The 19,705-nt window shown below is 61.4% G+C and carries 17 protein-coding genes and 3 tRNA genes; 7 read left to right on the top strand and 13 right to left on the bottom strand.

Annotated elements, in window-relative coordinates; translation table 11 throughout:
• Position 1: 1 nt before the first annotated feature.
• Both BLQ74_RS08610 and fabI read left to right on the top strand, forming a co-directional pair.
• Positions 2-1,627, top strand: a complete 1,626-nt coding sequence (locus BLQ74_RS08610; RefSeq protein WP_090262143.1) for an ABC transporter ATP-binding protein — start codon at positions 2-4, stop codon at positions 1,625-1,627.
• Between the two features lie 18 nt (positions 1,628-1,645).
• On the top strand, positions 1,646-2,443 hold the full coding sequence (fabI, locus tag BLQ74_RS08605) for an enoyl-ACP reductase FabI (protein ID WP_090262142.1): 798 nt from the start codon (positions 1,646-1,648) through the stop codon (positions 2,441-2,443).
• A 139-nt stretch (positions 2,444-2,582) separates the two neighbouring features.
• Here fabI and BLQ74_RS08600 read toward each other — a convergent pair whose 3' ends face one another.
• The 9 genes from BLQ74_RS08600 to BLQ74_RS08560 form a co-directional block, all read right to left on the bottom strand.
• The gene (locus BLQ74_RS08600) at positions 2,583-4,460 is read right to left on the bottom strand and encodes a SurA N-terminal domain-containing protein (protein ID WP_090262141.1); all 1,878 of its coding nucleotides are present in this window, start codon (positions 4,458-4,460) and stop codon (positions 2,583-2,585) included.
• A gap of 233 nt (positions 4,461-4,693) precedes the next feature.
• Positions 4,694-4,966, bottom strand: a complete 273-nt coding sequence (locus BLQ74_RS08595) for an HU family DNA-binding protein (protein WP_004422505.1) — start codon at positions 4,964-4,966, stop codon at positions 4,694-4,696.
• 136 nt (positions 4,967-5,102) lie between these two features.
• Complete coding sequence (gene lon, locus BLQ74_RS08590; protein ID WP_090262140.1) at positions 5,103-7,499, bottom strand: endopeptidase La; 2,397 nt, start codon at positions 7,497-7,499, stop codon at positions 5,103-5,105.
• 130 nt (positions 7,500-7,629) lie between these two features.
• The gene (gene clpX / locus BLQ74_RS08585; RefSeq protein WP_090262139.1) at positions 7,630-8,910 is read right to left on the bottom strand and encodes an ATP-dependent Clp protease ATP-binding subunit ClpX; all 1,281 of its coding nucleotides are present in this window, start codon (positions 8,908-8,910) and stop codon (positions 7,630-7,632) included.
• Positions 8,911-9,017: 107 nt separating this feature from the next.
• Positions 9,018-9,656, bottom strand: coding sequence for an ATP-dependent Clp endopeptidase proteolytic subunit ClpP (clpP, locus tag BLQ74_RS08580; protein ID WP_090262138.1), 639 nt, complete (start codon positions 9,654-9,656; stop codon positions 9,018-9,020).
• A 92-nt stretch (positions 9,657-9,748) separates the two neighbouring features.
• Positions 9,749-11,059, bottom strand: coding sequence for a trigger factor (gene tig / locus BLQ74_RS08575; RefSeq protein ID WP_090262137.1), 1,311 nt, complete (start codon positions 11,057-11,059; stop codon positions 9,749-9,751).
• Positions 11,060-11,196: 137 nt separating this feature from the next.
• Positions 11,197-11,281 (bottom strand) — tRNA-Leu (locus BLQ74_RS08570).
• 52 nt (positions 11,282-11,333) lie between these two features.
• A tRNA-His gene (locus tag BLQ74_RS08565) sits at positions 11,334-11,409 on the bottom strand.
• A gap of 31 nt (positions 11,410-11,440) precedes the next feature.
• Positions 11,441-11,517, bottom strand: a tRNA-Arg gene (locus BLQ74_RS08560).
• 264 nt (positions 11,518-11,781) lie between these two features.
• On the opposite strand from BLQ74_RS08560, the gene folD reads away from it, so the two are divergent.
• The gene (gene folD, locus BLQ74_RS08555; RefSeq protein WP_090262136.1) at positions 11,782-12,636 is read left to right on the top strand and encodes a bifunctional methylenetetrahydrofolate dehydrogenase/methenyltetrahydrofolate cyclohydrolase FolD; all 855 of its coding nucleotides are present in this window, start codon (positions 11,782-11,784) and stop codon (positions 12,634-12,636) included.
• 55 nt (positions 12,637-12,691) lie between these two features.
• Here the strand turns inward: folD and cysS are convergent, their stop codons facing one another.
• Entirely contained in the window at positions 12,692-14,077 is a 1,386-nt protein-coding gene (gene cysS / locus BLQ74_RS08550) for a cysteine--tRNA ligase (RefSeq protein WP_090262135.1), read from the bottom strand.
• Complete coding sequence (locus tag BLQ74_RS08545) at positions 14,078-15,760, bottom strand: glutamine--tRNA ligase/YqeY domain fusion protein (RefSeq protein ID WP_090262425.1); 1,683 nt, start codon at positions 15,758-15,760, stop codon at positions 14,078-14,080.
• Positions 15,761-15,881: 121 nt separating this feature from the next.
• Here BLQ74_RS08545 and BLQ74_RS08540 point away from each other — a divergent pair, with 121 nt between their 5' ends.
• The 3 genes from BLQ74_RS08540 to BLQ74_RS08530 all read left to right on the top strand — a co-directional run bounded on the left by BLQ74_RS08540 (position 15,882) and on the right by BLQ74_RS08530 (position 17,410).
• Entirely contained in the window at positions 15,882-16,379 is a 498-nt protein-coding gene (locus tag BLQ74_RS08540) for a peptidylprolyl isomerase (RefSeq protein WP_090262134.1), read from the top strand.
• Between the two features lie 4 nt (positions 16,380-16,383).
• Positions 16,384-17,127 carry a UDP-2,3-diacylglucosamine diphosphatase gene (gene lpxH, locus BLQ74_RS08535; RefSeq protein ID WP_090262133.1) on the top strand — a complete coding sequence of 248 codons (744 nt, stop codon included), beginning with the start codon at positions 16,384-16,386 and terminating at the stop codon, positions 17,125-17,127.
• A gap of 73 nt (positions 17,128-17,200) precedes the next feature.
• On the top strand, positions 17,201-17,410 hold the full coding sequence (locus BLQ74_RS08530) for a YgdI/YgdR family lipoprotein (protein ID WP_090262132.1): 210 nt from the start codon (positions 17,201-17,203) through the stop codon (positions 17,408-17,410).
• 49 nt (positions 17,411-17,459) lie between these two features.
• Here BLQ74_RS08530 and BLQ74_RS08525 read toward each other — a convergent pair whose 3' ends face one another.
• Positions 17,460-18,065, bottom strand: a complete 606-nt coding sequence (locus BLQ74_RS08525; protein ID WP_090262131.1) for a MiaE family protein — start codon at positions 18,063-18,065, stop codon at positions 17,460-17,462.
• A gap of 182 nt (positions 18,066-18,247) precedes the next feature.
• Between BLQ74_RS08525 and BLQ74_RS08520 the strand changes: the two genes are divergently transcribed.
• Entirely contained in the window at positions 18,248-19,111 is an 864-nt protein-coding gene (locus BLQ74_RS08520) for a universal stress protein (protein WP_090262130.1), read from the top strand.
• 116 nt (positions 19,112-19,227) lie between these two features.
• On the opposite strand, the gene BLQ74_RS08515 is transcribed toward BLQ74_RS08520, so the two are convergent.
• Positions 19,228-19,704, bottom strand: coding sequence for a DUF1289 domain-containing protein (locus tag BLQ74_RS08515; protein ID WP_090262129.1), 477 nt, complete (start codon positions 19,702-19,704; stop codon positions 19,228-19,230).
• Position 19,705: the final 1 nt, after the last annotated feature.

The following is a 19,705-nucleotide window of genomic DNA, read 5'->3' as shown; positions in this document are numbered from 1 at the left end:
GATGAGCGAGCCACAACAGCGCGACAACCTCGTCGAAGTCCGCGAGCTATCGGTGGACTTCAGCTCCGGCACGGAAATCATCCATGCCGTGGAGAAGGTCAGCTTCGACATTCGCCGCGGCGAAACCCTGGCCCTGGTCGGCGAGAGCGGATCGGGCAAGTCGGTCACGGCCAACTCCATCCTGCGCCTGCTGCCCTACCCCAGCGCCCGGCACCCCAGCGGCAGCATCCGCTATGGCGACCAGGACCTGCTGCGGATTCCCGAGAGCAAGCTGCGGCGTATCCGCGGCAATCGCATCGCGATGGTCTTCCAGGAGCCCATGACCTCGCTGAATCCGCTGCACAGCATCGAAAAGCAGATCGGCGAGGTGCTCGCCCTGCACAAGGGACTGCAGGGCCAGGCCGCGCGCAAACGCACGCTGGAACTGCTGGAGCTGGTCGGCATCCCCGATCCGCTGACGCGCCTGGCCTCCTACCCCCATGAGCTATCCGGTGGCCAGCGGCAACGGGTGATGATCGCCATGGCCCTGGCCTGCGAGCCGGAACTGCTGATCGCCGACGAGCCGACCACCGCCCTGGACGTCACCGTCCAACTGAAGATTCTCGACCTGCTGCGCGACTTGCAGGCGCGCCTGGGCATGGCGCTGCTGCTGATCACCCATGACCTCAACCTGGTGCGCAGGATCGCGCACCGGGTCTGCGTCATGCAGCGCGGCTGCATCGTCGAACAGGGCGACTGCGAAAGCCTGTTCCGCGCACCGCAGCATCCCTATACCCGTGAATTGCTGGGCGCGGAGCCCAGAGGCAAGCCGGCCGACAATCCGGCGGGACCACCCTTGCTGGAAGTGCAGGACCTGCGCGTCTGGTTCCCGATCAAGAAAGGCGTGTTCCGTCGCACCGTGGACCATGTCAAGGCAGTGGACGGCATCGACTTCAGCCTGCCCCAGGGGCAGACCCTGGGCATCGTCGGTGAAAGCGGCTCCGGTAAATCCACCCTGGGCCTGGCCATCCTGCGCCTGATCGAGAGTCGCGGCAGCATCCGCTTCGAAGGCAAGACCCTGAATGGCATGACGCAAAGCCAAGTCCGTCCGTTGCGGCGCGAGATGCAGGTGGTCTTCCAGGACCCCTACGGCAGTCTGAGCCCACGCCTGTCGGTCGGCCAGATCGTCGGTGAGGGCCTGGACATCCACGGCATCTGCGACCGCGCGGAACAGGAGCAGCGAATCGTCGAAGCGCTGGTGGAGGTCGGCCTGGACCCGGAAACCCGGAACCGCTACCCCCACGAGTTCTCTGGCGGGCAGCGCCAGCGCATCGCCATCGCCCGCGCACTCGTGCTCAAGCCGGCGCTGATACTGCTGGACGAGCCCACCTCGGCCCTCGACCGCTCGGTACAGCGCCAGGTGGTGGAACTCCTGCGCCATCTGCAGACGAAGTACAACCTGACCTATCTGTTCATCAGCCATGATCTGTCGGTCGTCAGGGCCCTGAGCCATCACCTGATGGTGATCCGCCAGGGCAAGGTGGTCGAACAGGGGCCGGCGCAGGAAGTGTTCTCCGCGCCGCGGCACTCCTATACGAAGCAACTGCTGGAAGCCGCGCTCATGGCCCCGGCCGATGCGCTTGAATGACGTGAAAGAGGAAGGAACATGGGATTTCTCGCCGGGAAACGCGCGCTGATCGTCGGCGTCGCCAGCAAACTCTCCATTGCCTCCGGTATCGCCGCGGCGATGCACCGTGAAGGCGCGGAACTCGCCTTTACCTACCAGAACGACAAGCTCAAGGGCCGCGTCGAGGAATTCGCCGCCGGCTGGGGCTCCAGCGCCGACCTCTGCTTCCCCTGCGACGTCGCCAGTGACGCCGATATCGACGCCGTGTTCGCTGAACTGGGGAAAAAATGGGACGGCCTGGACATCATTGTCCACTCCGTCGGTTTCGCTCCCGGCGACCAACTGGACGGCGACTTCACCAGCGTCACCACCCGCGAAGGCTTCCGTATCGCCCACGACATCAGCGCCTACAGCTTCGTCGCCCTGGCCAAGGCCGGCCGGGCCATGATGCAGGGCCGCAACGGCTCGCTGCTGACCCTGTCCTACCTGGGCGCCGAGCGCACCATGCCGAACTACAACGTCATGGGCATGGCCAAGGCCAGCCTGGAAGCCGGCGTGCGCTACCTGGCCGGCAGCCTCGGCCCGGAAGGCACTCGCGTCAACGCCATCTCCGCCGGCCCCATCCGCACCCTGGCCGCCTCCGGCATCAAGAGCTTCCGCAAGATGCTCGCCGCCAACGAGCGCCAAACCCCGCTGCGCCGCAACGTGACCATCGAAGAAGTCGGCAATGCCGGCGCCTTCCTCTGTTCCGACCTGGCCAGTGGTATCAGCGGCGAGATTCTCTACGTGGACGGTGGTTTCAACACCACGGCCATGGGGCCGTTGGACGAGGAGTAACCCTCTCCCCCGCCCGAAAAAAGGCCGCTCGATGCGGCCTTTTTTCATGCCCGCGACAATCCGCCCGGCGCCCCGGCAAAGACACTGGCTCAGAAACGAAAAAGGGCCGCGGAAGCGGCCCTTTTTCTGGCGGGGAAGATCAGTACTTCTCGACCTTCGCCTGGTCCTGCAACTGACGACGGAAGGCTGCGAAGTCCTCCTGACCACTGCGGGAGGCGAGGAAGCGGCGATACATCGCCTTTTCCTCGTCGGACGGTGCCGCGGTGGGCTCGCTGATGCCATTCAGGCGCACCAGCACGTAATCGCCGTTGCCCAGGGTCACGCCAGTGAAGGTCGGCTGGTCGGCCTTGGCCGGACGCGCCATGCGGAACACCGCCTGGAGCAGCAACGGCTCGACCCCTTCCTGGCCACGGGAGGCGGCTTCCACCACCTTCCAGGTCTGACCGCTCTGGGCCTGCGTCACAGGCGTCTTGCCTTCACGCAGTCCTGCCAGCAGTGCTTCGCCCTGGGCCTTGGCGGCATCGGCTGCATGCTCACGCTGCAGACGCTGGCGAATCGCGGAGGTGACCTGCTCAAGGGTTTCCTGTTCAGGCTTGCGGTGCTCTTTCACTCGCAGCACGACCACCGTGTCAGGATCCAGCTCGATGGCACCACTGTTGGCGCCATCGTCCAGCACCTCGGTACTGAACGCCGCCTGGAGCACCTGGCGGTTGGCCGCTACACCCTCACCGCCTTCACGGCCAAAGGGCTTGCTGGTCTCAACCTTCAGCCCCAGCTCCTGTGCCGGCTGGGCCAGGTCCGAGGCCTCGTAGGCGGAACTCTCCAGTTGCTTGGTGGCATCGACGAAGCGCTGCTCCACCAATTGGCTTTTCAGATCCTGCTCCAGTTTCGGCTTCAGGCTGGCCAGACTGGGAACCTCCGGAGCCTGCACACCGAGCAGCTTGATCAGGTGCCAGCCGTACTGGGTACGCACCGGCGCAGAGACATCACCCTTGCTCTTGAGCGCATAGAGGGCTTCCTCGAACGCGGGATCGTAGACGCCCCGACCGGCATAGCCCAGATCGCCGCCGCTGGCCGCCGAGCCGGTGTCGTTGGACTGCTCCTTGGCCAGCTTGGCGAAATCCTCGCCCTTGGCCAGGCGCGCCTTGATCTCCTCGATCTTGGCTTTGGCCTGAGCGTCGGTCTGCTTGGCATTCACCTCGACGAGGATGTGCGCGGCATCACGCTGCTCGGACAGCCCGGCGATTTCCTTCTGGTACTGCGCCTCGAGATCTTCCTGCTTGACGCTGACTTGCGCGAAGAAGGACGACTTCTTCAGTTCGATATAGTCGATGACCACCTGCTCCGGGCTCATGAACTCGGACTTGTGGGCCTCGTAGTAGGACTTGATATCAGCATCCTCGACCTTGGCCTTGCTCGGATCGGCCTTGAACGTCAGGGTGGCGAAGTCGCGGGTCTGCTTCTCCAGACGGGCGAACGACTGCAGCTCGGTGTCAGTGACGAAACCGGTACCGACGATGCCGGCGCGCAGTTGGCCGATCAGCATTTCCTGCTCGAGCATCTGGCGGAACTGCAGGCGGTTGAAGCCCATCTGGCGGACGACCTGATCGAAACGATCAGCACTGAACTTGCCGTCGACCTGGAACTCCGGGGTCTGCAGGATCAACTGGTCGATCTGCTGCTGGGAGAAGGCGAATTTATCGGCCTGCGCCGCCTGGATCAGCAGCTTGCGCTCCACCAGACCTTTCAGCGCGGCGTCTTTGAGCAGCTTTTCATCCAACGAGGAGGCATCGAAATCCTTGCCCAGGCGTTGTTGCAGCTGACGACGCTGCATTTCTTCAGCCTGCTGCAGCTCGCCGATGCTGATGTCATCGCCGTTGACCTTGGCAGCGACGTTCTCGTGATGGGTCGCGCGAATGATGGCATCGAAACCAGTCAGCGCCATCAGCACAACGACGACACCGATGATGGTCTTGGCGATCCAGCCTTGAGAATTGTCCCTGATGTTTTGCAGCATGCGGCCCCCAAAAGCGGCCACGGCCTGCCCCGTCAATGGCGGCGCGGCGTGGGTAGAGAGATGCGGATATAAGAAAGGCGCATCCGAGGATGCGCCTTCTCGTAACTGGCGGAGCTAGCGGGTTACTACCCGAGACCCCCGGCGATGCTGGAAGACGGAAAACCGTCTGGATCGCCGCTCCGCGGCCGGCTCGACGTCAGGCCAAGCCGGACAGGTCAAGTCCAGAAAGACGCTTAGTTGACAGCATCCTTCAGGGCTTTACCGGCTTTGAAGCCCGGAATCTTAGCAGCATCGATCTTGATCGGCTTGCCGGTTTGCGGGTTGCGACCGGTGCGAGCAGCGCGCTCTTTAACAGCGAAAGTGCCGAAGCCGACCAGTACGACGGAGTCACCAGCCTTCAGGGCGCCAGTTACAGACTCGATCACCGCGTCCAGAGCGCGACCGGCAACAGCTTTCGGGATATCAGCAGATGCGGCGATAGCATCGATCAGTTCCGACTTGTTCACTCTAAGTCCCCTTATTTCTGTTGAGTATGTTTCTATGTGTTAGGTGTAAGCAAAAGCAGATGCTGGATTGCTAACTGACAAAGCAAGTGCCGCTTTATAACAAGGGCTCAAAAACAGTGTCAAGGAAGCCCCCCGGCTAATGCGTGCTGATTCGCTCCTTGGAATCAGACTCGCGCTTTTCATCCTTTGCAACCATCTCGGGAGCCGCATCGGGCAAGGGCTCCGGCGCGTATTGCAGCGCAATTTGCAGGACCTCGTCAATCCATTTAACGGGTTTAATAACCAGATCGGCCTTAATGTTATCCGGAATTTCCTTGAGATCGCGGACATTTTCTTCCGGGATGATCACAGTTTTGATTCCACCCCGGTGAGCGGCCAAAAGTTTTTCCTTGAGACCGCCGATGGCCAATACTTGACCACGCAGGGTGATTTCCCCGGTCATTGCCACATCAGCCCGCACTGGAATCTGAGTAATCGCCGAAACCAGGGCGGTGCACATGCCGATACCCGCACTCGGACCATCCTTGGGCGTGGCACCTTCCGGCACATGGATATGAATGTCGCGTTTTTCATGGAAATCCGCAGGGATCCCCAGACTTTTCGCACGACTACGCACCACGGTTAGCGCCGCAGTAATGGACTCGGCCATCACATCGCCCAACGAACCGGTCTTGGTCAGCGCGCCTTTGCCAGGCACGACCGCCGATTCGATGGTCAGCAACTCGCCACCCACCTGGGTCCAGGCCAAACCGGTCACCTGACCGATCTGATCCTGCTGCTCGGCCAAGCCGTAACGGAACTTGCGCACGCCGAGGTAGTTTTCCAACGTCTCCGGCGTCACTTTGGCCTCGATGCGCTTGGCCTTGGCGCCTTCCTTCACCGCCTTGCGGCAAACCTTGGCGATCTGCCGCTCCAGGCTGCGCACACCCGCCTCACGGGTGTAGTAACGGATGATGTCGCGGATCGCACCGTCCTCGAACGTCAGCTCACCCTTCTTCAGTCCGTTGGCCTGGGTCTGTTTCGGCACCAGATACTTCGTCGCGATGTTGACCTTTTCGTCCTCGGTGTAGCCAGGCAGACGGATAACCTCCATGCGATCCAGCAGCGGTGCCGGGATATTCATGGAGTTGGCCGTGCAGAGGAACATCACGTCCGACAGGTCGTAGTCGACTTCCAGGTAGTGGTCGTTGAAGTTGTGGTTCTGCTCCGGGTCCAGCACCTCAAGCAATGCCGAAGCCGGATCGCCACGCATGTCGCTGCCCATCTTGTCGATTTCATCGAGCAGGAACAGCGGGTTGCGCACCCCCACCTTGGTCATCTTCTGGATCAAACGACCCGGCATGGAACCAATGTAGGTGCGCCGGTGACCACGAATCTCGGCTTCGTCACGCACACCGCCGAGCGCCATGCGAACGAACTTGCGGTTGGTAGCGCGGGCGATGGACTCGGCCAGCGAGGTCTTGCCGACGCCAGGCGGGCCGACCAGGCAAAGCACCGGACCTTTCACTTTCTTCACGCGTTTCTGCACAGCGAGGTATTCGAGGATCCGTTCCTTCACCTCATCCAGGCCGTAGTGGTCAGCATCGAGGATATCTTCGGCCCTGGCCAGGTCATGGCGGACCTTGCTTTCGGCCTTCCACGGCACATTCACCAGCCAGTCGATGTACGAGCGCACCACGGTGGCTTCGGCCGACATCGGTGACATCTGTTTCAGCTTGTTCAGCTCGGCATTGGCCTTGACCAACGCCTCCTTGGTCAGACCCGCAGCGTCGATCCGCTTCTTCAGCTCCTCGACTTCGTTGTGACCTTCGTCGATATCACCCAGCTCCTTCTGGATGGCTTTCATCTGCTCGTTCAGGTAGTACTCGCGCTGGCTGCGCTCCATCTGCTTCTTGACGCGGCCACGGATGCGCTTTTCAACCTGCAGCAAATCGATTTCTGCATCGAGCATGGCCAACACGTGCTCGACACGCGCCGCCAATTCGGTGATTTCGAGGATTTCCTGCTTCTGTTCGATTTTCAGCGCCATGTGAGCGGCCATGGTATCCACCAGACGGCCGGGCTCATCGATGCTGTTCAGCGAGGAGAGAACCTCCGCAGGAACCTTTTTGCCCAACTGGACATACTGTTCGAATTGGCTCAGCAGGCTGCGGATGAAAACTTCCGATTCACGCTCGCCAACGGGTGCCTCGTCGATGATCGACACCTCGGCACGGCAGTGCGCATCCTCCTCGATGAAGCGCTCGACCTGACCCCGCTGCTCACCCTCGACCAGTACCTTGACCGTGCCGTCGGGCAGTTTCAGCAACTGCAACACCGTGGCAACGGTACCCATACGGTACAGACCGTCTTCACCCGGATCGTCGTCGGCGGGATTCTTTTGCGCCAGGAGGAGGATCTGCTTATCGCTGGTCATGGCGGCCTCGAGGGCCTCGATGGATTTTTCCCGACCCACGAACAACGGGATGACCATGTGCGGATAGACCACTACGTCACGGAGGGGAAGCAGGGGCAACTCGACGAGTGTTTTCATGATATTCGGCTCTACAACGGCACTTGGCCAAAAACGGATGGTTTAACCCTTGGACCTAAGATGGGGTTAGGCCAGGGAAAAAACAAGCGCGGTAGATAGGAAAGAAAAAGGGGCCTGACGGCCCCTTTTTTTATGCCTCAGGCGCAGCCTTGGCAGGCTGCTCGCTGTTCTCGTAGATCAGCAGCGGCTGGGAAGTCCCGTCGATGACACTCTCGTCGATGACCACCTTGCTGACGTCAGTCTGCGAAGGAATCTCGTACATGGTGTCGAGCAGGATGCCCTCGAGGATCGAACGCAGGCCACGGGCACCGGTCTTGCGCTCCAGAGCCCGGCGAGCGACGGCCTTGAGCGCGTCAGGACGGAACTCAAGGTCCACGCCTTCCATCTCAAAGAGCTTGGCGTATTGCTTGGTGAGAGCGTTCTTGGGCTCGGTAAGAATCTGCATCAACGCCGCCTCATCGAGCTCGTCGAGAGTCGCGATGATCGGCAGACGACCGACGAACTCCGGAATCAGGCCAAATTTGACCAGATCTTCCGGCTCAACCTCGCGCAAGGCATCGCCAACCTTCTTGCCCATCTCCTGGCTGCGCACTTCGGCACTGAAGCCGATGCCGCCCTTGGTGGAGCGGTTCTGGATGACCTTTTCCAGACCAGCGAACGCGCCCCCGCAGATAAACAGAATATTGCGGGTGTCGACCTGCAGGAACTCTTGCTGCGGATGCTTGCGACCACCCTGCGGAGGCACCGACGCGACAGTACCCTCGATCAGTTTCAGCAGGGCCTGCTGCACGCCTTCACCAGAGACATCACGGGTAATGGACGGGTTGTCCGACTTGCGGGAAATCTTGTCGATCTCGTCGATGTAGACGATGCCCATCTGGGCCTTCTCGACATCGTAGTCGCACTTCTGCAGCAGCTTCTGGATGATGTTCTCGACGTCCTCACCCACATAGCCGGCCTCGGTCAAGGTCGTGGCATCGGCAATGGTGAAAGGCACATTGAGTAGGCGAGCAAGCGTTTCGGCGAGCAGCGTCTTGCCGGAGCCGGTGGGCCCGATCAGCAGGATGTTGCTCTTGCCAAGCTCGACGTCATCTTTCCGGTCACGCTGATTGAGGCGTTTGTAGTGGTTGTAAACAGCCACTGCCAGAGTTTTCTTCGCGCGTTCCTGACCGATCACGTACTGATCGAGGATGGTGCGGATCTCTTTCGGCGCCGGAAGCTTGTGCGCACTGCTTTCAGCCTGTGCCTCCTGAACCTCCTCGCGGATGATGTCATTGCACAGGTCGACGCACTCGTCGCAGATAAAGACCGAGGGGCCGGCAATCAACTTGCGCACTTCGTGCTGGCTCTTGCCGCAGAAGGAGCAATACAGCAGCTTGCCGTTGTCCTCGCCGTTGCGGGTATCAGTCATTCGATCGTTCCAATCGGGATAGGCTTGAAACACAAGATGAAGGCAAATGCAGGCATTTTCAAGCCCGCGAAGCGGCTGGTTGCCCAGCCGCCGTATCGTGAAGAGGCTTAGCTAGCCGAGGGGCGCTGAGTGAAAACCTGATCGATCAGACCATACTGCACCGCTTCCTGCCCGCTCATGAAGCGGTCACGGTCGGTGTCGCGGGCGATTACGTCGAGTGGCTGGCCGGTATGGTGCGCCAGCACCTGGTTCAGGCGCTCCTTGATGAAGAGGATTTCCTTGGCATGGATCTCGATGTCCGAGGCCTGGCCCTGGAAGCCGCCCAACGGCTGGTGGATCATCATGCGCGAGTGCGGCAGGCAGTAACGCTTACCAGCAGCGCCACCAGCCAGCAGCAACGCCCCCATGCTACAAGCCTGGCCGACGCAGATGGTCGACACATCCGGCTTGATGAACTGCATGGTGTCGTAGATCGACATGCCCGCAGTCACGGAGCCGCCCGGCGAGTTGATGTACAGATGGATGTCCTTGTCGGGGTTCTCGGCCTCGAGGAACAGCAGCTGGGCAACCACCAGGTTGGCCATGTAGTCCTCGACCTGGCCAACCAGGAAGATGATTCGCTCTTTCAGCAAGCGCGAATAGATATCGTAGGAACGCTCACCGCGGGCGGATTGCTCCACCACCATCGGCACCAGACCACCGGCGGCCTGGATATTCGGAACTTGCGGCATGAAGGTATTGGGCATGTCCGACGATCACTCCCTTATGAATAGTCATATCTCAAAGACGCATAAGCCAGCCCGAAGGCTGGCTTATGTCGATCGAACGAAGAGAAGAATCAGGCCGCGTTCGGAGCTTCAGCAGGCTTGACCGCGTCTTCGTAAGATACCTGCTTATCGGTCACATTGGCCTTCTGCAGGACAGTATCCACGACTTGTTCTTCCAGTACAACCGAGCGAACTTCGTTGAGTTGCTGGTCGTTTTTGTAATACCAGGCAACCACTTGCTCGGGTTCCTGATACGCCGAAGCCATTTCTTCGATCATCTCGCGAACGCGCGCTTCATCAGCCTTCAGCTCATGCTGCTTGACCAGCTCGGCGACGATCAGACCCAGGACAACACGACGCTTGGCCTGTTCTTCGAACAGTTCGACCGGCAGTTGCTCAGGCTTGATGTTGCCACCGAATTGCTGAACGGCCTGCACACGCAGACGGTTCACTTCGTTGCTGATCAGGGCCTTCGGCACTTCGATCGGATTGGCGGAAACCAGGCCTTCCATCACCTGATTCTTCACCTTGGACTTGATCGCCTGGCGCAGCTCGCGCTCCATGTTCTTGCGAACTTCGGTGCGGAAACCTTCCAGGGTGCTTTCCTTGATGCCGAACAGAGCGAAGAAGGCTTCGTTCAGCTCCGGCAGCTTCGGCTCGCTGACGCTGTTGACGGTGACGGTGAACTCAGCGGTCTTACCAGCCAGATCAAGGTTCTGGTAATCCTCTGGGAAGGCCAGGTTGAGCACGCGCTCTTCACCCGCCTTGGCGCCAACCAGACCGTCTTCGAAGCCCGGGATCATACGACCGGAACCCAGCACCAGCAGGGTACCTTTCGCCGAACCACCAGCGAAGGCTTCACCATCGATCTTGCCGACGAAGTCGATGTTCACCTGGTCATCTTTCTGCGCAGCGCGCTCGACAGCCTCGAAACGGGTGTTCTGCTTGCGCAGGATTTCCAGCATGTTGTCGACGTCTGCGTCAGCCACGTCCGCTTGCAGGCGCTCGATGGCGATGCCGTCGAAGCCGGCGACCTGGAACTCCGGGAAGACCTCGAAGGTGGCCACGTATTCCAGGCCCTTCTCCTTTTCGAACACTTTAGGCTCGACGGACGGGGCGCCAGCCGGGTTCAGCTTCTGCTCGACCACGGCTTCGTAGAAGGTTTCCTGGATCAGGTCGCCCAGAGCTTCCTGACGAGCGGCGGCTTCATAGCGCTGACGGATGACGCTCATCGGCACCTTGCCAGGACGGAAGCCGGGAACCTTGGCGCGACGGGCAGTCTGCTGCAGACGCTTGTTGACTTCGGTCTCGATACGCTCGGCCGGCACGCCAACGGTCATGCGGCGCTCAAGAGCGGAGGTGCTTTCAACGGAAACTTGCATGGATATTCCTCGTGGCACAGACGTAAGCCGGTCCTTCCGGCTCCCAGAATCAAGGGCAAGCATTCTAGTAGCTAGAAATGCAGAAGTCACCCAGGCGGGAGCAGCGAAAAATCACGGATGCGAGAGCTTTGGAAAGATGGTGCGGACGGAGAGACTCGAACTCTCACAGCTTGCGCCACTGGAACCTAAATCCAGCGTGTCTACCAATTTCACCACGTCCGCAGGGAACCGCAGAAACGAAAACGCCAGGCACTTGGCCTGGCGCTTCGGAATATGGGGTGGACGATGGGAATCGAACCCACGACACCAGGAGCCACAATCCTGTGCTCTACCAACTGAGCTACGCCCACCATATTACATGCTTGTTGCCGAACGCCATCATGGCGCGCCCGGCAGGACTCGAACCTGCGACCATCCGCTTAGAAGGCGGATGCTCTATCCAGCTGAGCTACGGGCGCTTTAGTGGCTGCAACCCTTGCTAAGCAGAACAGCGGAAACCACTGAACCGGTTCGCATTGCCTTCTTATCTTGCATCAGGCTGTGCTCGACAAGCGGGGCGCATGTTATCGATGAGGCAAAACCTCGTCAACGGTTTTTTTAAAAAAATTTCAAAGAGATAAAGGAGTTACGGCAAATCGGGGGTTCGCCGCCTTTGCCTTATGAGGTCGACATGCGAAAATGCGCGTCCTCTTTTCCCCCGACTCGATGGTTACTCCTCCGACATGACCGCACAACTGATCGACGGCAAAGCGATCGCCGCCAGCCTCCGCCAGCAGATAGCCCAACGCGTCGCCGAGCGCCGCCAGCAAGGCCTGCGCATTCCCGGCCTGGCGGTGATCCTGGTCGGTAGCGATCCCGCTTCCCAAGTCTATGTCGCGCACAAGCGCAAGGATTGCGAGGAAGTCGGCTTCCTCTCCCAAGCCTTCGACCTTCCTGAAAGCACCCCGCAAGATGAGTTGCTGGCGCTGATCGACCGCCTGAATGCCGATCCGGCGATAGACGGCATTCTGGTGCAACTGCCGCTGCCGGCGCACATGGATGCTTCGCTGCTGCTTGAGCGCATCCACCCGGACAAGGACGTCGACGGTTTCCACCCCTACAACATCGGCCGCCTGGCACAACGCATCCCGCTGCTGCGCCCCTGCACCCCGAAAGGCATCATGACCCTGCTGCAAAGCACCGGCGCCGATCTGTACGGCATGGACGCGGTGGTGGTCGGCGCTTCCAATATCGTCGGCCGCCCCATGGCCCTGGAATTGCTGCTCGGCGGCTGCACCGTGACCGTGACCCACCGCTTCACCCGCGACCTGGCTGACCACGTGCGCCGCGCCGACCTGGTGGTAGTGGCCGCCGGCAAACCCGGCTTGGTCAAGGGCGAATGGATCAAGGAAGGCGCCATCGTCATCGATGTCGGCATCAATCGCCAGGCAGACGGCAAGCTGGTCGGGGATGTCGAGTTCGAGGTCGCCGCAGAACGTGCCAGCTGGATTACCCCGGTTCCGGGCGGTGTCGGCCCCATGACCCGCGCCTGCCTGCTGGAAAACACCCTGCACGCTGCGGAAGAACTGCACAAGTAAGTCCGCCAGCAATGAAAAAAGGCCGCATCAGCGGCCTTTTTTCATGCAAGCGGTATCACTCGGCAAGACGCCAGGTGGTGCCGCCCTTGCCGTCTTCGAGAACCACGCCCATGGCGGTCAGCTCATCGCGAATACGATCGGACTCCGCCCAGTTCTTCGCCGCGCGCGCATCCAGGCGAGCCTGGATCAACGCCTCGACCCTGGCCGCATCGACCTTGCCTTCGGCGCCAGCCTGCAGAAAATCATCCGCGGCCAACTGCAACACTCCCAGCACCGATGCCAGCTCGCGCAGGCGCGCAGCCAGACCGGCGGCAGCCTGCAGGTCGCTGTCACGCAGACGATTGATCTCTCGCACCATCTCGAACAGCACCGCGACCGCTTCCGGCGTACCGAAGTCGTCATCCATCGCTGCAGCGAAACGCTCGGCAAAGGCCTCGCCACCCGCGGCAGCAACCGACGGAAGACCACGCAGGGCGGTATAGAAACGCTCCAGCGCGCCCTTGGCTTCCTTGAGGTTGTCCTCCGAATAGTTGATCGGGCTGCGGTAATGGCTGGAGACCAGCAGGAAGCGCACTACTTCCGGGTGGTACTTCTCCAGCACTTCGCGAATGGTGAAGAAGTTGCCCAGGGACTTGGACATCTTCTCGCCATCCACCCGCACCGCGCCGGCATGCATCCAGGTCGCCGCGTAGGGCTTGCCGGTAGCCGCCTCGCTCTGGGCGATCTCGTTCTCGTGGTGCGGGAACACCAGATCCGGGCCGCCACCATGGATATCGAAGGTTTCGCCCAGGCAGCAGGTGGACATCACCGAGCATTCGATGTGCCAGCCCGGGCGCCCGGCGCCCCACGGCGAATCCCAGCTCGGCTCGCCCGGCTTGGCGCCCTTCCAGAGCACGAAGTCCAGCGGATCTTCCTTGGACTCATCGACTTCGATGCGCGCACCGATGCGCAGATCTTCGATCTTCTTCCGCGACAGCTTGCCGTAACCGACGAACTTGCCGACCCGGTAATAGACGTCGCCGTTGCCCGGAGCGTAGGCGAAGCCCTTGTCGATCAGGGTCTGGATCATCGCGTGCATGCCGGCGATGTGCCCGGTGGCGCGCGGCTCGATGTCCGGACGCAGCACCGACAGGCGGCCCTCGTCCTCGTGCATGGCGGCGATCATGCGCTCGGTCAGCGCGTCGAAGGACTCGCCATTCTCCTGGGCGCGACGAATGATCTTGTCGTCGATATCGGTGATGTTGCGCACGTAGGTCAGGTCGTAGCCGCGCTGGCGCAACCAGCGGGCGATAACGTCAAAGGCCACCATCACCCGCGCATGGCCGATGTGGCAGAAGTCGTACACGGTCATGCCGCAGACGTACATGCGCACCTGATTGCCGACCAGCGGCCGGAAAGGCTCCTTGGTCTTGCTCAGGGTGTTGTAGATGCTCAGCGCCATTTACTGCCCCCAGGAATCGCGCAGGGTGACGGTGCGGTTGAATACCGGCGCACCCGGCTTGGAATCTTTCAGGTCCGCGCAGAAGTAGCCTTCACGCTCGAACTGGAAACGCTCTTCCGCCGAAGCGCTGGCCAGCGACGGCTCGGCACGGCAGCCCTTGAGCACCACCAGGGACTCGGGGTTGATGTTATCGAGGAAGCTACCGCCCTCTTCCGCCTTTTCCGGATTCGCCGACTTGAACAGGCGGTCGTACAGGCGCACTTCGCATTCGACGCTCTCGGCGGCCGGCACCCAGTGGATCACACCCTTGACCTTGCGCCCTTCCGGGTTCTTGCCGAGGGTATTCTCGTCATAGCTGCAACGCAGTTCGACGATATGGCCCTCGGCATCCTTGATGGCTTCGTCGGCACGGATCACATAGCTGCCGCGCAGGCGCACTTCACCGCCCGGGATCAGGCGCTTGTAGCCGGCCGGCGGGTTTTCCTCGAAATCGCCGGCGTCGATGTAGATCTCGCGACCGAACGGCAGCACGCGCACCCCCATGTCCTGCTTGGGATGGCGCGGCAGCTCGAGGTTCTCGACCTGGCCCTCGGGATAGTTGGTGATCACCACCTTGAGCGGCTTGAGCACGCACATGGCACGCGCCGCATTGGCATCCAGGTCGTCACGGATGGCGAATTCGAGCATGCCGATATCAACCAGGCCACCGGCACGGTTGACGCCGATCATGTCGCAGAAATTGCGGATCGAAGCCGGGGTGTAACCGCGACGGCGATAGCCGGACAGGGTCGACATGCGCGGGTCGTCCCAGCCATTCACGTGGCCTTCGTCGACCAGTTGCTTGAGCTTGCGCTTGCTGGTGATGGTGTAGTTCAGGTTGAGCCGGGCGAACTCGTACTGGCGCGGCTGCGCCGGCACCGGCAGGTTTTCCAGGAACCACTCGTACAGCGGACGGTGATCCTCGAACTCGAGGGTGCAGATGGAGTGGGTAACGCCCTCGATGGCGTCCGACTGACCATGGGTGAAGTCATAGCTCGGGTAGATGCACCACTTGTCGCCAGTCTGGTGGTGATGGGCATGACGGATACGGTAGAGGATCGGATCGCGCAGGTTCATGTTCGGCGAGGTCATGTCGATCTTCGCCCGCAGCGAACGCGCGCCATCGGGGAACTCGCCGGCCTTCATGCGGGCGAACAGATCGAGGTTTTCCTCCACCGAGCGCTCGCGGAAGGGGCTGTTCTTGCCCGGCTCGGTCAGCGTGCCACGGTACTCGCGCATCTCCTCCGGGCTCAGGTCGCAGACGAAGGCTTTGCCGGCCTCGATCAGCGCGACGGCCCAGTCATGCAACTGGTCGAAATAGTTGGAGGCATAGCGCACCTCGCCCGCCCACTCGAAGCCCAGCCATTTGACATCGGCCTCGATGGCATCGATGTATTCCTGGTCTTCCTTCGCCGGGTTGGTGTCGTCGAAGCGCAGATGGCAATCACCGCCGAATTCCTTGGCCAGGCCGAAGTTCAGACAGATCGACTTGGCGTGCCCGATGTGCAGGTAGCCGTTGGGCTCCGGCGGGAAACGCGTGACGATCTTCTGGTGCTTGCCGCTTTCCAGATCGGCCTGGACGATGGGGCGCAGGAAATTGGCGGCGACTGTGGCTTCTTTCGAATCGGCGGTGGGCTTGCTCATGGTGTCCTTGATCATGCTGTTGCTCGGCCAGGGTAGGCCGGCCAAACCAAAGCGCTTATCATAGCCGAAGCTGTCAACCCCCTGACAGGCCTTCGATTTTCCCAAACAGTGGATTCCCCTCATGATCAAGCTGCACACCAACCATGGCGTCATCACCCTGGAACTCTTCGAAGACAAGGCCCCGGAAACCGTGGCCAACTTCAAGGAGTATGTGAAGAGCGGTCACTACGACAACACCGTCTTCCACCGCGTGATCAACAACTTCATGATCCAGGGCGGCGGCTTCGAACCGGGCATGAAGCAGAAGAGCACCCGGGCACCGATCAAGAACGAAGCCAACAACGGCGTGGCCAACAAGATCGGCACCGTTGCCATGGCCCGCACCATGGAGCCGCATTCGGCCAGCGCGCAGTTCTTCATCAACGTCGCTGACAACGATTTCCTCAACCACAGCGCACCGACCGTTCAAGGCTGGGGCTACTGCGTGTTCGGCCAGGTGGTCGACGGCATGGACGTGGTCAACAAGATCAAGGCCGTGCCGACCACCATGCGCGCCGGTCATCAGGACGTCCCCAGCGAAGACGTGATCATCGAGAAAGCCGAGATCGTCGGCGAGTGAGTCGATGAGCGTCCTGTTCATCTCGGACCTGCATCTCGAAGCGGAACGCCCGGACATCACCCGGGCGTTCTTGCATTTCCTCACGACCCGCGCCGCCCGAGCCGAAGCCCTGTATATCCTCGGCGACTTCTTCGAAGCGTGGATCGGCGACGATGGCATGGACGACTTCCAGCACGCCATCGCCCGCGCCCTGCGCGAGCTGTCCGACGGCGGCACACGCATCTACCTGATGCACGGCAATCGCGACTTCCTGATCGGCAAAGCCTTCTGCCGCGAGGCGGGCTGCACCCTGCTGCGCGACCCGAGCCTGGTCCGCCTGAACGGCGAAACGGTGCTGTTGATGCACGGTGACAGCCTGTGCACCCTGGATACGGCCTACATGAAGCTGCGCCGCTGGCTGCGCAACCCGCTCTCGCTGTTCATCCTGCGCAACCTGCCACTGGCCAAGCGCCACGCCCTGGCACGCAAGCTGCGCAAGGAAAGTCGCGCACAGACGAGCATGAAGGCCAGCGAGATCGTCGACGTGACGCCCGACGAAGTGCTCCGTGTGATGCGCCAGCACAAGGTGCGCACGCTGATCCACGGCCACACCCATCGGCCCGCGACCCACGAGCTGCAGATCGACGGCAAGCCAGCGCAACGCATCGTCCTGGGTGACTGGGATCGCCAGGGCTGGGTCCTGCAGGCGGATGCCAGTGGCTTGCACCAGACTCCCTTCCCGCTGACCCCGTCGCCCGTCGAGCACTGATACGAATCAAGTTGCCAGTACGACAACCCCGGATATCTTTAACAGCAGACCAGCCATGAATCCGGGGAATGCCATGAAACACTTGATCCTGATCGCCGCCTGCGCGCTGGGCCTTGCCGGCTGCTCCAGTCACTACATCATTGCGACGGTAGACGGGCAACTGATCACCACCGACGACAAGCCGCACCTGGACAAGAGCAGCGGCATGTACCAATTCGAGGACTCGGAAGGCAAGGATCAGATGATTCCGCAATCCCAGGTCAAGCAGATCATGGAGCGCTGAGTGCCCTGAATGACAAACCCGCCGTTCGGCGGGCTTGTCTCTATTGCCCTTACGCGGCCTGCGGAATGCCGCTATGGAAGCGGAATTCGAGGTCTGGCGAGTCGATCAGCCGGGCCTCTAGCTCACGTATTTCCGCCACCCGCCGGGCGATATCGGCAGCATCGCCATAGCGCCGCGCCAGCGCCAGATAGCCCTGAAAATGCCGGGCCTCGGACTTCAGCAAAGAGCCGTAGAACTTCGCCAGGTCGGCATCCAGGTGATCCACCAGGGCAGCGAAGCGCTCGCAACTACGGCATTCGATAAAGGCGCCGACGATCAGGGTATCCACCAGCTTGAACGGCTCATGATTGCGCACCTCCGCGCGCAGGCCGGAGGCATAGCGGCCTGCGGAGATCGGCCGCAAGGCGATGCCGCGCTTTTTCAGGATCGCCAGGACCTGCTCGTGATGGCGCAGTTCCTCACGCGCCAGGCGCGACATGAAATTCACCAGGTCTTCATGGGTGCTGTACTTGGCGATCAGCGCCAACGCCGTGCTGGCGGCCTTGAACTCATTGTTCTTGTGGTCGATCAGCATAACTTCCTGGTCCTGCAAGGCGGCCTGGACCCACGCATCGGGCGTGGCGCAACCGAGGAAATCCCGGATTTCGGACAACATGACTGGCTCCATTGACTCATCGACCGGCCGCCAAGAAAGCGCAGCAGCGTCATAAAGGCCGAGCATTATACGAATGCACCGGCGCGCGACCAGTTCCGCGCTTGACATGACTCAAGATCACGCAAGCCGGATCGCGACTACAGTTGCTTCACACGAACAACAGCGCGCCGAGGGAGACGACCATGCAAGCGATTCGAAGCATTCTCGTAGTAGTGAACCCCGACCAGCCGGATGGCCTGGCACTGAAACGGGCCAAGCTGATCGCCAGCGTCACCCAATCCCATCTGCACCTGCTGGCCTGCGAGAAGCGCGGCGACTTTTCCGCGCGCCTGGAAGAACTCGCGGCGAGCTTGCGCGAAGAAGGCTATAGCTGTTCCTGCCGCCAGGCCTGGCAAGACAGCCTGCAAACGACCATCATCGCCGAACAGCAGGCCGAAGGCTGTGGCCTGGTGGTCAAGGAACACATCCCCGACAACCCGCTGAAGAAAGCCCTGCTCACGCCCGACGACTGGAAACTGCTGCGCTATTGCCCCACCCCCGTTCTACTGGTGAAGAGCGCCCACCCGTGGGCAGGACGCGCCATTCTCGCGGCGATCGATGTCGGCAATGGCGACGCCGAGCATCTTGCCCTGCACGCCAGCATCGTCAGCAACGCCTACGACATCGCCGGCCTCACCCATGGCCAACTGCACGTGATCAGCGCCCACCCCTCGCCAATGCTCTCTGCCGCCGACCCGACCTTTCAGCTCAGTGAAACCATCGAGGCGCGCTATCGCGAAGCGTGCAGGGCATTCCAGGCCGAATACGGCGTGGACGACGAACACCTGCATATCGAGGAAGGCCCGGCCGATGTACTGATCCCGCGCGAGGCACAGAACCTGGATGCCGCCGTGACGGTAATCGGCACCGTGGCGCGCACCGGGTTCTCCGGCGCACTCATCGGCAACACCGCGGAAGTGGTGCTGGACGCCCTGGAAAGCGACGTGCTGGTGCTCAAGCCCGATGAAATCATCGCCCATCTGGAAGAACTGGCGGCCAAGGTCTGAGCCCTGCTCTCTTCCTGTCTATGCGGGCCGGCGCGTCGGCAGCCTGGATGCGGCGTGACAGCGGCAGGCTGGCCCTAGCGCCAGGTGCGCCCGGCAACCTGGCGTAGCGCCGGGCGCTAGACCCGCAGATCCATACCGTCGCGCAGGAAATGCGGAGCGATGTAGCGCTCGTAGTGCGCCTCGGAGAGCAGGAAGAATTCCCGATCGATGGCATCGCGCAGATCAGGCAAGGGCCAGCCCCGAAACTCCGGCAACAGCGCCAGGCCATAGGCATCGAGATTCTGGATCAAGCGCGAGCCCCGCGCGATCAGCTGGTAGGCCCAGCAATAAGGCGACTGATCGGGAACGAAGCGGACCTGCCGTTGCTCAAGCTGGCTGCGCAGGCGCTGCGCATCGAAGACTTCCAGCTTGGCCATCATCACCTGCACCAGCAGCACCTCGAGGCGCTTCCACACCGCGCGCTTCTCTTCATCGGAGTAGAGGTTCCAGTTCACCACCTCATGGTGGAAACGCTTGCAGCCACGGCAGACGAGATCGCCGTAAACCGTGGAACAGAGGCCGACACAAGGGGTTTTGATTCGCTGGGAGGACATG

The organism is Pseudomonas panipatensis, assembly GCF_900099785.1.
Taxonomy (GTDB): domain Bacteria; phylum Pseudomonadota; class Gammaproteobacteria; order Pseudomonadales; family Pseudomonadaceae; genus Pseudomonas; species Pseudomonas panipatensis.
Note: the sequence above shows the minus strand (reverse complement) of the source record. Positions and strands in the feature narration are given on the sequence as shown.

Bases quoted from the DNA above. Each gene is read 5' to 3' on its own strand.
- BLQ74_RS08525 (WP_090262131.1), bottom strand. From the start codon at position 18,065: ATGTTGTCCGAAATCCGGGATTTCCTCGGTTGCGCCACGCCCGATGCG.
- fabI (WP_090262142.1), top strand. From the start codon at position 1,646: ATGGGATTTCTCGCCGGGAAACGCGCGCTGATCGTCGGCGTCGCCAGC.
- BLQ74_RS08515 (WP_090262129.1), bottom strand. From the start codon at position 19,704: ATGTCCTCCCAGCGAATCAAAACCCCTTGTGTCGGCCTCTGTTCCACG.
- clpX (WP_090262139.1), bottom strand. From the start codon at position 8,910: ATGACTGATACCCGCAACGGCGAGGACAACGGCAAGCTGCTGTATTGC.
- clpP (WP_090262138.1), bottom strand. From the start codon at position 9,656: ATGCCCAATACCTTCATGCCGCAAGTTCCGAATATCCAGGCCGCCGGT.
- BLQ74_RS08545 (WP_090262425.1), bottom strand. From the start codon at position 15,760: ATGAGCAAGCCCACCGCCGATTCGAAAGAAGCCACAGTCGCCGCCAAT.
- BLQ74_RS08540 (WP_090262134.1), top strand. From the start codon at position 15,882: ATGATCAAGCTGCACACCAACCATGGCGTCATCACCCTGGAACTCTTC.
- BLQ74_RS08520 (WP_090262130.1), top strand. From the start codon at position 18,248: ATGCAAGCGATTCGAAGCATTCTCGTAGTAGTGAACCCCGACCAGCCG.
- BLQ74_RS08610 (WP_090262143.1), top strand. From the start codon at position 2: ATGAGCGAGCCACAACAGCGCGACAACCTCGTCGAAGTCCGCGAGCTA.
- cysS (WP_090262135.1), bottom strand. From the start codon at position 14,077: ATGGCGCTGAGCATCTACAACACCCTGAGCAAGACCAAGGAGCCTTTC.
- tig (WP_090262137.1), bottom strand. From the start codon at position 11,059: ATGCAAGTTTCCGTTGAAAGCACCTCCGCTCTTGAGCGCCGCATGACC.
- folD (WP_090262136.1), top strand. From the start codon at position 11,782: ATGACCGCACAACTGATCGACGGCAAAGCGATCGCCGCCAGCCTCCGC.
- BLQ74_RS08530 (WP_090262132.1), top strand. From the start codon at position 17,201: ATGAAACACTTGATCCTGATCGCCGCCTGCGCGCTGGGCCTTGCCGGC.
- lpxH (WP_090262133.1), top strand. From the start codon at position 16,384: ATGAGCGTCCTGTTCATCTCGGACCTGCATCTCGAAGCGGAACGCCCG.
- lon (WP_090262140.1), bottom strand. From the start codon at position 7,499: ATGAAAACACTCGTCGAGTTGCCCCTGCTTCCCCTCCGTGACGTAGTG.
- BLQ74_RS08600 (WP_090262141.1), bottom strand. From the start codon at position 4,460: ATGCTGCAAAACATCAGGGACAATTCTCAAGGCTGGATCGCCAAGACC.